General features: G+C 67.2%; 10 protein-coding genes and 1 pseudogene. 7 read left to right on the top strand and 4 right to left on the bottom strand.

Annotated elements, in window-relative coordinates; all coding sequences use genetic code 11:
- A partial coding sequence (locus tag ACOJVU_RS11140; RefSeq protein ID WP_421529839.1) for a hypothetical protein occupies positions 1-554 on the top strand: 554 nt, incomplete at its 5' end.
- A 173-nt stretch (positions 555-727) separates the two neighbouring features.
- A pseudogene (locus tag ACOJVU_RS11135) lies at positions 728-2,241 on the top strand (protein kinase domain-containing protein).
- Positions 2,242-2,493: 252 nt separating this feature from the next.
- Here the strand turns inward: ACOJVU_RS11135 and ACOJVU_RS11130 are convergent.
- The gene (locus tag ACOJVU_RS11130) at positions 2,494-2,763 is read right to left on the bottom strand and encodes a type II toxin-antitoxin system Phd/YefM family antitoxin (protein WP_421529838.1); all 270 of its coding nucleotides are present in this window, start codon (positions 2,761-2,763) and stop codon (positions 2,494-2,496) included.
- A gap of 97 nt (positions 2,764-2,860) precedes the next feature.
- On the opposite strand from ACOJVU_RS11130, the gene ACOJVU_RS11125 reads away from it, so the two are divergent.
- Together ACOJVU_RS11125 and ACOJVU_RS11120 are read left to right on the top strand one after the other, a co-directional pair.
- On the top strand, positions 2,861-3,115 hold the full coding sequence (locus ACOJVU_RS11125) for a hypothetical protein (protein ID WP_421529837.1): 255 nt from the start codon (positions 2,861-2,863) through the stop codon (positions 3,113-3,115).
- Entirely contained in the window at positions 3,105-4,181 is a 1,077-nt protein-coding gene (locus ACOJVU_RS11120) for an HNH endonuclease (RefSeq protein WP_421529836.1), read from the top strand. The genes ACOJVU_RS11125 and ACOJVU_RS11120 overlap by 11 nt, the downstream gene beginning before the upstream one ends.
- A gap of 14 nt (positions 4,182-4,195) precedes the next feature.
- Here ACOJVU_RS11120 and ACOJVU_RS11115 read toward each other — a convergent pair whose 3' ends face one another.
- On the bottom strand, positions 4,196-7,297 hold the full coding sequence (locus tag ACOJVU_RS11115; protein WP_421529835.1) for a DUF3427 domain-containing protein: 3,102 nt from the start codon (positions 7,295-7,297) through the stop codon (positions 4,196-4,198).
- Between the two features lie 153 nt (positions 7,298-7,450).
- Here ACOJVU_RS11115 and ACOJVU_RS11110 point away from each other — a divergent pair, with 153 nt between their 5' ends.
- Entirely contained in the window at positions 7,451-8,032 is a 582-nt protein-coding gene (locus ACOJVU_RS11110; RefSeq protein WP_421529834.1) for a hypothetical protein, read from the top strand.
- A gap of 34 nt (positions 8,033-8,066) precedes the next feature.
- Here ACOJVU_RS11110 and ACOJVU_RS11105 read toward each other — a convergent pair whose 3' ends face one another.
- Together ACOJVU_RS11105 and ACOJVU_RS11100 are read right to left on the bottom strand one after the other, a co-directional pair.
- Positions 8,067-8,474, bottom strand: a complete 408-nt coding sequence (locus tag ACOJVU_RS11105) for a type II toxin-antitoxin system VapC family toxin (RefSeq protein WP_421529833.1) — start codon at positions 8,472-8,474, stop codon at positions 8,067-8,069.
- Positions 8,471-8,731: a type II toxin-antitoxin system Phd/YefM family antitoxin gene (locus tag ACOJVU_RS11100; protein ID WP_421529832.1), complete on the bottom strand. Its 261-nt coding sequence runs from the start codon at positions 8,729-8,731 to the stop codon at positions 8,471-8,473. The genes ACOJVU_RS11105 and ACOJVU_RS11100 overlap by 4 nt, the downstream gene beginning before the upstream one ends.
- 146 nt (positions 8,732-8,877) lie before the next feature.
- On the opposite strand from ACOJVU_RS11100, the gene ACOJVU_RS11095 reads away from it, so the two are divergent.
- Both ACOJVU_RS11095 and ACOJVU_RS11090 read left to right on the top strand, forming a co-directional pair.
- On the top strand, positions 8,878-9,729 hold the full coding sequence (locus tag ACOJVU_RS11095; protein ID WP_421529831.1) for a phytanoyl-CoA dioxygenase family protein: 852 nt from the start codon (positions 8,878-8,880) through the stop codon (positions 9,727-9,729).
- Complete coding sequence (locus ACOJVU_RS11090) at positions 9,726-11,093, top strand: FAD-binding oxidoreductase (RefSeq protein WP_421529830.1); 1,368 nt, start codon at positions 9,726-9,728, stop codon at positions 11,091-11,093. Before ACOJVU_RS11095 ends, ACOJVU_RS11090 begins: the two co-directional genes overlap by 4 nt.
- The last annotated feature ends 117 nt before the right edge of the window (positions 11,094-11,210 follow it).

Here is an 11,210-nt window from a genome sequence, read left to right as displayed (position 1 = left end):
TGATGCTGTACGCGGCCGACGTCGTCGGTGGCGGTTTGCGCCCTCGGGTGTGGCTGCAACTTGACACCGAGGAAGCCCCCGAGGATCTGTGGTGGTTGTCGGTTCACGGCATCTACCGCCTGCGCCCGGAGCTGCCGACTGGCCTCGGGGCGCTGTCTCATCGCATTGGCGACACGACGTCTGATGTGGATCTCGGGGCTGCCGGTGAGCTGCACCCGAAATACGACGTCGCCATGCAGTGCTTCGCCTACGTCGGCGCCGCCAACGACCCGCATACCTGGAAGCTGCCGTACCTGCTGGCCGACGGCATCACCCCGGACGCCAAGCGGTTGCCCAAGGCGATCCAGTGCATCGTGAGCACCTACCGCGGCGCCGTGGTGGACATTCCGGAAGCCGACGTCGGTGACGTCCTGGTGCGGCTGGGGACCGCGGCGTCGGTGCTGCGCAAGATGCCCTGCCAAAAGCCGTCGACGGCCGCCGCCTACCGCGAAGCCCACCAATTCCTCGAGCAGCTGGACCGGCTTGCCGACGTCGGCTGTTGCGGGAAGGACTAATTGGCGAACAGACGCGGAATCGCAGAAATCGGGCGTCGTGAGTGCGATTCCGTGTCTGCTCGACCGCGCCAGAGTAGCCACATCGCGCGGCGACAAGACGCCTCGGCAAACGGCTGCGCGGCTCACCCAGCTCAGCGGATACTGACCCTGGCGGAAAGAAAGGCAGGGGTGCGGTGGCGTCGCGCGTCGGCGAAATGTTCGGCAAGTACAGGGTTGTCCGGCTGCTCGGTACGGGCGGCATGGGCAAGGTGTATGAGGCCTACGACACCGACAAGGGCAGAACGGTCGCGCTGAAGCTGCTCAGCGAGCAGTACGCCGACGACGAGAAGTTTCGTGCGCGGTTCCTGCGTGAGTCGCGCGCCGCGGCAATTCTGCAGGAGCCGCACGTCATCCCGATCCATGACTGGGGCGAGATCGACGGTGTCCTGTACATCGACATGCGGCTGGTCCGGGGCCAGACCCTGCACGACATGCTTAAAGACGGCGCCTTGCAACCGCAGCGGGCAACCGACATCATTGGCCAAGTCGCCGCGGCGCTGGATGCCGCGCATGCCGAAGGGCCGATCCATCGGGACATCAAACCGCAGAACATCATCGTCACACCTGAAGACTTCGCCTACTTGGTGGACTTCGGCATTGCCGAGGCCAGAGGTGACACCCACCTGACGATGGCGGGCTACCAGGTGGGCAGCTTCGACTACATGGCGCCGGAGCGGTTCGGGGAATCCGATGCGACACCGGCTGTCGATATCTATTCGCTGACCTGCGTACTCTATGAGGTGCTGACGGGCCACAAGCCGTTCGCGGGCCACAGCGACCAGGTCATCGCGGCCCACCTGTCGTCCCCACCGCCGCGGCCCAGTGCGGTCAATGCCCGCGTTCCGGCGTCATTCGACGACGTCGTCGCCCGCGGCATGGCCAAACACCCCGATGACCGTTACGGCAGTACCGGCGCGCCCTCTCAGCAGAAGCGTCAGCGGCCGGCGCCCCGACGATGCTTGCACCCCAAAACGTAGCGGCGCCGAGTAGCTATCCGCCCTTCAACGCCCAATACATCGCTCCCCCAATGCCGCCGGCAACACCAGGCCAGGGAAAGTACTTGGTGCCAAGCCTGATCGTCGCCGCAGCGCTGCTGCTCGTCGGCGTTATTGTGCACACGATCAGTGTTGTCGCGAAGCGTAATACCCAGCCGGAGTCCCCGTCGCCGACACTCGCTTACACCCCGCCTACCGTGACCACATACGACACAGAGCCGTCCTCGACCACGCAGCCGGTCTACCCGCAAAGCACGGCCGCCTCCGCGCCGCTGGACGCCGAGCAGCGCCTGCGCCAAATCGCGGACGAGGACCGGCCCTTCGTGGCCGCCAATCTCGCCGGCCATTGGGTGCCGCAACTGAGCTCCAAACGTCCTGGCGTCGTCGATCAGGGTGTGGTGTGGGACAACACCATGACCCTGCAGGAGCATCTGGACCTCCGGCAGCGCTATCCCGACGTGCGGCTGCTGTGGTCGGGTGACTGGTCGACGTTCTCGGCATCCGACTTCTGGGTCACCATCGTGGGCATGCCCTATCCTGACTCCGCCGACCCGCTGGCATGGTGCAGGGCCCAAGCACTGGACCGTGACCATTGCATCGCCAAGCTCATCAGCACGACGCATGGGGTCGGGGCGAGTACCGCTTACAACTGATTTCGGTGTCCTCAGCCTCGAAAGCAATGTGAGAACGGGGATCTGCCCGAGCAGACGCTCGAGGAACGGGACGCCGCACCTCGCGCAGCTCAGTTCCGGCACGCCGGGCGGCGGCGCGGACGAGCTCAGTTTGGGTAAGCGCCGCAGTGAACAGCGTGTCGTCGCCGACCCAGCGCAGGCAGGCGTTTAGCGCCGCCGATGCACCTTCGGAGACAACGCGTTTAACCAACGCCGACGTGTCGAGCTACGTCCTCATAGTTGCCCGGCACGCAGCTCGGTGAGCGCTTGGGAGGCGTCAAAGTCGCTTGCTATGGGTTCGATGTCCCGGAGGTTTCCGCCGCCCGCCGCCGGGGTGATCTCCCCGGCCACAATTGTGTCCGCACAGGGGTCGTCAGTGATGGGGACGAGCCGGGCGATCGGACGCCCGTGCTCGGTGATTTCGATGGGGTCTCCGCTGGACGTGACCTTGGCCAGATAGCGGTTGGCGTTCTGCTGAAGCTCCCGGACACCGATCCTCTCCATGTACTACATGGTGGCACTAATGGGTGCCCGACATTGGTTGAGCAGCAAAACGCTACTCCGTCGCCCCCGAGTCGACGCCGTCGAACCACAGTCGCGAGTGGAAGCCTCCCGCCTCGGCGCGCTTGCGCCGTGCGGCGTAAACGATCTCTGCGAACGTAACGCCGCGTTGGGCGATGATCGCCCGAAGGACTTCGAGGACTTCGGCAGCCTCGTCGATGAGAGCGTCGGTAGCCGCCGCCGCGATGAGCTCGTCGACCTCTTCGCGCAGCTTGCCATGAAGAGCTGCCCAGCATGCGGCCGCCGTCAGTTCTCACTCGCCTTCCTGACAACGAGGATGCGCCATGAGCAGTGACGCGGCGGACCCGCTGCTGCTCGGGCAACGAGTGGTCGCGATCCTCGAGACCGGCCTGCGCACAGCCACCTACAAGCTCGCCACGCTGATGGCGTTGATCGACCACTGCATCGAGAACATGCCCGAACGGCCCGCCGACGCGCTGCGGGTGCCGATTCCCGATCTGGCGCATCGGGTGATGGAAACCTACTGGCAGCAGATACGCCCTTTCGATGGCCGGCAGTTGCGCCAATCGACACAACCGCGCGCACGAATCCTGATCACCACGAATGCCTTACGTGCGGCGGCAGGAGCCGGGCGCGCCGGCGTGTCGGTCGACGTCGCCAGGCTGCGCGCGCCGAACGAATACCGAAGCGCCATCGACGAGATCACGCTGTGCTTGGCGCAGCAGCCGTTGCACCGGCTGCAGAAACTGCCTGGCGCCTCGACCAGCGATCCATTCTTGTACGACGACGCGTTCCTGCACGACCAGGTGTCGCGGTCGACGCTGCGCGCTCACGGCGACGCCATCGATCTCAAGCCCGGCGTCGCGCAGGGCCTCGCCCGCCTCGCCGGATTGCTCAAGCCCGCACTGGAGATCATGTGGGTTGATGACGTGCGTCGCATGAACACGTTCCTCGACGAGGAGGTTCCCGACGTCGCGGGTCATCTGTTCGGCCGTGAGCGCACCGCTCTGGTCGCCGTCCGCGAGCCGTTCAAGGAGGCCTTCGGCCCGCACTGCTTTTACTGCGGCAGGCACCTGCCGGTAAACAATCCGGTCGATCATGTGCTGCCGTGGTCTCTTGTCGGCATCGACGGGCTGGCCAACCTGGTGCTCGCGTGTGCTCGCTGCAACGCCGACAAAAGTGCCGCGCTGCCGGCGGTGTCAATCGTCGACAGGGTGTTGGAGCGCGACCGAACGGTGCTCGAGCAGATCGCATCCGAGATCCAGTGGCCGACCCAGCATGACCGAGTGGTGTCCGCAGCTCGCGGCATCTACCGCGTGCAGCCCGCCGGCGTGCCAACGTGGTCGGGGTACAAGCAGACCGCACGGCTCGATATCAGTTTCCCGTTGTCGTGGAAGTGAATACAGACCGATTATCACGCCACCGCCGCCCGTGAAGCCATGAACACCTCGGTGGGCATCAGCTGCCGAAGCCGCCACGTGATCGCCATCGGCCGCTCCCCCTCATGAGAGACGTAGTCCGCCGGGCCGAGGAACACGTACGGCGAGGTGCCCACCGCGTTGCTCTTCGTTTCGCGCACGAACAGCAGGATGTGCGAGCCAAGCTGGCGGTGGTGGATGTAACGCTGCCCGGTCGGCGATGACGAGGACGTCGTCGACTGCGATTCCCAGTGGAATAGCTCTGGGCTCAGGGCGAAGTCGCGGTACATCGTGGTTGGTGAGTAGTCGGTCTCCGTCTTCTTCAAAGTAATGAGGAAGGCGTCGGCGTTGGCCGATTCGCACCAGGCGACCCCTTCCCGCATGGTGCTCGGCGCGCGCCGCAACGACGCAAACGAAAGGGCGGCCAAGATCTCCTCCCGCGAGTAGCTGCCGTGCACGGCCAGCGGGACATCGGCCAGCTCACCAATGAGCTCGCCCAGCGGGTAGGTGGTGCGCCGCGCATTGTCGAACGCGATGTCGATGACCTGGCGCATCTCCTTGACCACGGGCTCGCCGGTCAGAGCGGCCAGCCCTGCTGCGATGCTGTCAAACCCGCTTCCGTTGGGAAACAGCGAGAAAAACAGCATCGCGGCCAGCCGCTGTTCGCCCGGGCTCTCGGTCTGCACGCCACCGCGAAGGACGGCTTGGTAAGCAGCACGCCGGCGCCGGTCATCGACATGGGCCAACGCTCGAACCCGTTTGACCAGGTCGCTTTCGCGCGGGCCCGGTGCACCGACGGCCTTGCCGGCGTCGCGGCACAACGTCGTCCACGACCTACCGGTGCGCAGGACGTCTTCCACACTGCGACCATAAGCGTCCAGGTAGGAACTGAGATTGTCGTTGGGGTGCGCCCGCACCTCGGAAACGAGAGCTGACCATCGCGGCGCCAGTTGCTGTCGGATGTTGTCCAGCACCAGTTTCCGAGATACCGAGTCCAGCACGATCTGGCTCCCCGCGGGCAGGAACGGGAAGCCCTGCTCCAGCTGCCGCATCAGCTGTTTGCGTCCCAGCCCGGTGAGCGCGCGAAAGCGCTGGTCGAAGCGGAACTCACGGCGTTGGTGCCCGACGAAATCTAGCGCGGTCAGCACCGTCTTGCCCGCGGTCAATCGGAGGCCGCGGCCGAGTTGCTGCAGGAAGACGGTGGCACTCTCGGTCGGCCGGAGGAACAACACCGTGTCGACCTGGGGGATGTCCAGCCCCTCGTTGAACAGGTCGACGGCGAACAGGACATTGATCTCCCTGTCGCGAAGAGCTTTCAGCGCTTCCTGACGTTCGGTGGGCGCTGTGTCCGCCGACACCGCGCGGGCCGGAACTCCTGCGGCGACGAACCGATCCGCCATGTAGCGGGCGTGCTCGATGCTGACGCAGAAGCCCAGTGCGCGCATGGCAGCCACGTCGAACACCTTGTCGCGCAGTTCTTTCAGCACAATGCGCGTGCGCGCGTCGTTGCCGGTGTACAGGTTGCTCAACGCGGACAACTCGTATCCGCCGCGTTTCCATTGCAAGTCGCCCAGGTCGACTCCGTCGTGCACCCCGAAGTAGTGGAAGGGGCACAGCAGGTGCTGCTCGAGGGCGTCCCAGAGTCGAAGTTCGGCAGCTACTCGCCGGTCGAAGAATTCGCGGACGTCCACGCCGTCGCCGCGCTCGGGTGTCGCGGTCAGGCCGAGCAGTTCGATGGGCCGCACATGGTCGAGTAGTCGCCGATAGGACGTCGCCTCGGCATGGTGGAACTCGTCGACCACGACCACGTCGAAATGGCCGGGATCGATGGTGGCAAGCCGTTCAGCCGAGAGCGATTGGATGCTGGCGAAGACGTGCCGCCACGTGATCGGCTGGTCCCCACCGACGAGGAGCTCACCGAACGTCGGCTCGGTCAGCACCTCCTGGTACATGCGCCGGGCCTGGGTGAGGATCTCCTTGCGGTGGGCGACGAACAGTAGCGTCAAGTCGCGGCCGTGTCGTTCGCGCACGAGGCGCCGATAGTCCAGGGCGGCAACCACCGTCTTTCCAGTCCCGGTGGCCGCCACGACCAGATTGCGGTGCCGGTCGTGCAATGTCCGCTCCGCATCGAGCTCCTCGAGCATCTCGGCCTGAAATGGCTTGGGGTGCACCTCAAGGCCAGACAGTGTGACGGCAAGCCCGCCCTTGGGACGCCCACCGGCGGCGGTGGCCAGCGCCGCGCGCAGCCGGTCCCCGTCCGATGACGGTCGGTAGGACTCGAATTCGCGGTTCTGCCAATACGACTCGAAGGTGGCGCGGAACTTCTCCAGCAGGTGCGGAGTCGACACCGCCGACAGTCGAACATTCCATTCCAGCCCGTCGACCAGGGCAGCGTGTGACAGGTTGCTCGAGCCCACGTAGGCGGTGTGAAAGCCGGTGTTACGGCGCAGCAACCACGCTTTGGCGTGCAACCGGGTGCGCTGGGTCTCGTAATTGACCCGCACCTGCGCGCCGAACTCGTCGGCCAACGCGTCGAGGGCGCGTGCGTCGGTGGCCCCGAGATAGGTCGTCGTGATGACCCGCAGCGGCACGTCGCGCCGTCGCAGCTCACCGAGTTCGTCCTCCAGCAGCCGCAGGCCCTGCCACTTGACGAACGCGCACAACAAATCGACCTGATCGGCGCTGGCGAGCTCGGCCCGCAGCTCGGCAGCCAAGGTCGGCTCGTTGTGTCCGTTGGTCATGAGCGCAGCGTCGGACAACGGGGTGACGGGCCGTGGCAAACGGGTGGCGCCGAGACGCTTGGCCTCGATGACCTCGTCGAGCCGTTCGATTTTCCCGACCTCGCGTTGATGCAACGCACCGGTCATCGCGCCGGGGTCGGGCAACGCTGCCAGGATTCGGCGTACCACATCGACGCGGTCTTGCGGGGTTCTGGCCGCGCGCAGCGAGCGTTCGATGAGCGGTGTGAGATGGCGCGCGAGAGCAACTGGCTGCTCGGCATCATCGACCAGGCCGATCTCGGGACGCAGGTCAGCGCGTTCAGCCAACGCCCGGTTCAACCGCTCGGTCAGCAGCGACTCGTAGAGCCCCGCGTGCATGCCCGGGAGCGTAGTGCAAGCACCGGCTCGAACCGCCTCGTTTCGCCGCGAGCCGGTGGTGCATTGACCAGGCGCCCGCCGGCTGCGCCTCGTCGCCCAACGGTTGCCATCGCAACAGCGCCTCCGAAGCCCGCATCGGATACCGTCACGCGCATGTACGTGACCGACCTGGAGCACTTTCTCGACATGCCCCCCGACGCGCCGGGACCGGCCCGCCGGTTGGCCGAGCACCTGGGCACCATCGTGCGGGCGGCAACGGCGGGCGACGCCCTGATCGCCTGGGAGAGCGCGCTGCCGTGCCGGCGTCGGCCCGCCAACCGTCGCTGCCCCGGTCGGATGATCGTGCAACGCAACGAGCCGGGCTTACCGATCGCCTGGCGATGCGGCACCTGCGGCGACGACGGCGTGATCAGCAACTGGGAGGAATCGCCCTTCGATCTGCGCCGTCGACGGCCGACGCTCGTGGGCGCCGTGCACCAGATCGTCGTCTCTCACGAGGTGGCCGCCGCGCTCCGCGAATTGGCCTTCCTGGAAGCCGAACTCGAACGGCTGGTGTTCGCAATCCGCGCCCACGGCGGCGATGCGGTCCTCGCGGTCACCGCCGAACAGCTCGACGAGCTGATCGACGCCGTGGCCGCGGAAGCCAACCACGAACCCAACCGTCGCCGGCGACAACGCCTCGACGCCGCCTACGACGCGCTCAACGCCGCGGCCCGATCCGCCAAACGCCGCTGACACCAACACCGAGGCGCCGTGCAGGCTAGGCCGGTCATACCCGGATGACGGTCAGACCGGCGGCACCTTCGAGGGCGACGAAGTCGTCGTCTTGGGTGACCACGGGCAGCGCTCGCGATGCCGCGATGGCCGCGATCCACAGGTCGTTGACCCGCACGCGTCGACCGCTCTCGGCCAGATGGATCCGAAGCCGCGCCCACATGCGCGCCGCTTCGTCGTCGACGGGCAGCGCTTCGATGTCCCCCACGGCTTCCAGTGTCGCAAGGCGCTGCGCCCTCACCTCGGAGGACGCCGCGGCCAGCACGCCGGCGCGCAACTCGGCGAGGGTGATGACGGTGGTGGCGACCTCGTCGGGGATGCGCGACTCATCGAGGCCCCGGCCGCTTTCGGTCGCCATGAACACCGACGTATCCAGCACTCCGACCGCGCGCGTCTCGGTCATCGGATGGGCCCCAGATCGTCGGTGGTGTCGCCTGCGAGCGCGCGGAGATCCTCGCGCAACCCGGGATCGGCTTGAGCACGGCACAATCGCGACAGCAACTCTGCCTTGCTCAGCCGGCGTCGGCGCTGGGGACGAATGGGCATGAGCACCGCGACGGGCCGGCCTTTGACGGTGATGGTGACGTCTTCGCCCTCCCGCACGCGCCGCAGCACCCCCGCCGTGTCGTTGCGCAGCTCGCGGGACCCTACCTCAGACATGCTACAAACGTAGCATAAGTGTAGGACATTGTTTCCGCCGCCGAATATCGCGGCGTGCGACCTACCGAACAAATCACCTGCACCAGGGGACGCGCCGAGCACTGGGGCACTTGACCCGCGGTCGCGTTGGGGCCAGGGTCACGTGTATGACCATCGACGACGATCCCGTCACGACGCTGGACGACCTCAAGGGAGATCTCGCGGGCCGACACCGCTGGACCCAGACCGGCGGCGCCTCGGTGGACCGCGCGGTCGTCGACACCGACATGGCGGCCCTTGAACGCGACGGGTACGTCGTGTGGGAGAACCTGCTCGACGCCGACGAGCGCCGGTCCATCCGCGACACCGTCGGCCCCTGGCTGGGACACACCGGCCGCAATTCCTTCGAGGGCCGCCGCACGCAGCGCATCTACAGCGTGCTGAGCCGCACGCGGGTGTGCGACCGCCTGGCCGACCACCCGCGGGTGCTGGCCGTGCTCGACCGGCTCCTGATGCCCAACTACCTGCTGTCGGCGTTGCAGGCCATCAACATCCAGCCCGGCGAGTCCGCGCAGCTGGCCCACCACGACGACGGCTTCTACCCGATCCCGCGGCCGCGGGAACCATTGGCCGCCGCGACGATCTGGGCGATCGACGACTTCACCGCCGACAACGGAGCCACGGTGGTGCTGCCCGGCAGTCACCGCTGGGGCAGGCGCCCACCCGGGCCCGACGACCCGGCGCTGCCGGTCGTCATGCCCGCCGGCTCGTGCGTCTTCTTCGTCGGAACCCTCTGGCACGGCGGCGGCGCCAACACCACCGACCGGGACCGGCTCGCCATCACCGCCCAGTACTGCCAACCGTGGCTGCGACCGATGGAGGCCTTCACCCTGTCGGTGCCCCGCGAGGTCGCCCGCACACTCTCGGCAGACATTCAACGCATGATCGGCTACAGCATCCATCCCCCGTTCGTCGGCGCCGTCGACGGCCTGCACCCGCTGCGGGTGTTGGACCAATGACCGCGACGCGCTTCGCGCAGATCGTCGGCGCCGCCAACCTGCTCACCGGTGACGCGATCCCCGACGACTACGGCCACGACGAGGAACTCACTGCGGTCCCGCAGCGGCCGGCCTGCGTCGCCAAGCCGGCCACTGCGCAGGAGGTCGCGGAGTTGCTGAAAGTTGCCACCGCGCAGGCAATCCCCGTGACGGCCCGCGGGTCCGGCACCGGGCTGTCGGGTGCGGCGATCCCCCGGGCCGACGGGCTGCTGATCTCCTTCGAGCGGATGAACGCCGTCGTCGAGGTCGACACGGTCAACCAGGTCGCCGTCGTGCAACCGGGAGTGACGCTGACCGATTTGGACGCCGAGACCACCCGATTCGGGCTGCGCTACATGGTCCACCCGGGCGAACTGTCCTCCAGCGTCGGCGGCAACGTCGGCACCAACGCCGGCGGGATGAACGCGGTCAAGTACGGGATCGCCCGCCACAACGTGGTCGGCCTGCAGGCGGTGTTGCCGACCGGTGAGATCATCCGCACCGGCGGCAGGATCGCCAAGGTGTCCACCGGCTACGACCTGACGCAGTTGATCGTGGGCTCCGAAGGCACCCTGGCGCTGGCCACCGAGGTGATCGTCAAGCTGCACCCGCGGCTCGAACACAGCGCCACCGTGCTGGCCCCGTTCGGCGACTTCGATCAGGTGATGGCGGCGGTCCCGGCGATCGCGGCCAGCGGCCTCGGCCCCTACATCCTCGAATACGTCGACACCATGACGATGGCCGCGCTCGTCCACACCCAGCACCTGGAGCTGGGCATCCCCGATCAGGTCCGCGACGCCTGCCAGGCGTATCTCGTTGTGGCGCTGGAGAGCCGGACGGCAGCACGGCTCGAGGAGGACGTCGAGCGGGCCGGCGAGCTGCTGGTCGAGCTCGGCGCCGCCGACGCCTACGTGCTCGAAGGGGCCTCGGCGCGCAAGCTCATCGAGGCCCGCGAGAAGGCGTTCTGGACGGCCAAGGCGATGGGCGCCGACGACATCATCGACACCGTGGTGCCGCGCGGCGCGATGCCGAAATTCCTTGCCGGCGCGCGGGAGCTGGCGGGGGCCGCGGGCGGCGGTGCGGTCGGCTGCGGGCACGCCGGCGACGGCAATGTGCACCTGGCGATCTTCTGCAAGGACCCGGCCGCGCGCAAGCAGCTCATGACCGACATCTTCGCGTTCGCCATGGAACTGGGCGGCGCCATCTCCGGCGAACACGGCCTGGGCCGCGCCAAGACCCCGTACTTCCTCGAACTCGAAGACCCGGTCAAGGTCGACCTCATGCGCCGCATCAAGGCCAGCTTCGACCCGGCGGGTATCCTCAACCCCGACGTGCTGTTCGGTTAACCCACGCCTCACAAGTCTGGGCGACGTGCCGATGTGCCCGCCTCGTAGCGACAAATCCGGCCGCCGCAAGGTTTGTCGCTACGAGGCGGGCACAAGGCCGGTCGCCTGGGCCAGGGG

The organism is Mycobacterium sp. THU-M104, assembly GCF_049197365.1.
GTDB lineage: Bacteria > Actinomycetota > Actinomycetes > Mycobacteriales > Mycobacteriaceae > Mycobacterium.
Note: the sequence above shows the minus strand (reverse complement) of the source record. Positions and strands in the feature narration are given on the sequence as shown.

Coding starts and splice junctions, on each gene's coding strand:
- ACOJVU_RS11130 (WP_421529838.1), bottom strand. CDS start 2,763: ATGGAGAGGATCGGTGTCCGGGAGCTTCAGCAGAACGCCAACCGCTAT.
- ACOJVU_RS11120 (WP_421529836.1), top strand. CDS start 3,105: ATGAGCAGTGACGCGGCGGACCCGCTGCTGCTCGGGCAACGAGTGGTC.
- ACOJVU_RS11115 (WP_421529835.1), bottom strand. CDS start 7,297: ATGCACGCGGGGCTCTACGAGTCGCTGCTGACCGAGCGGTTGAACCGG.
- ACOJVU_RS11110 (WP_421529834.1), top strand. CDS start 7,451: ATGTACGTGACCGACCTGGAGCACTTTCTCGACATGCCCCCCGACGCG.
- ACOJVU_RS11105 (WP_421529833.1), bottom strand. CDS start 8,474: ATGACCGAGACGCGCGCGGTCGGAGTGCTGGATACGTCGGTGTTCATG.
- ACOJVU_RS11100 (WP_421529832.1), bottom strand. CDS start 8,731: ATGTCTGAGGTAGGGTCCCGCGAGCTGCGCAACGACACGGCGGGGGTG.
- ACOJVU_RS11095 (WP_421529831.1), top strand. CDS start 8,878: ATGACCATCGACGACGATCCCGTCACGACGCTGGACGACCTCAAGGGA.
- ACOJVU_RS11090 (WP_421529830.1), top strand. CDS start 9,726: ATGACCGCGACGCGCTTCGCGCAGATCGTCGGCGCCGCCAACCTGCTC.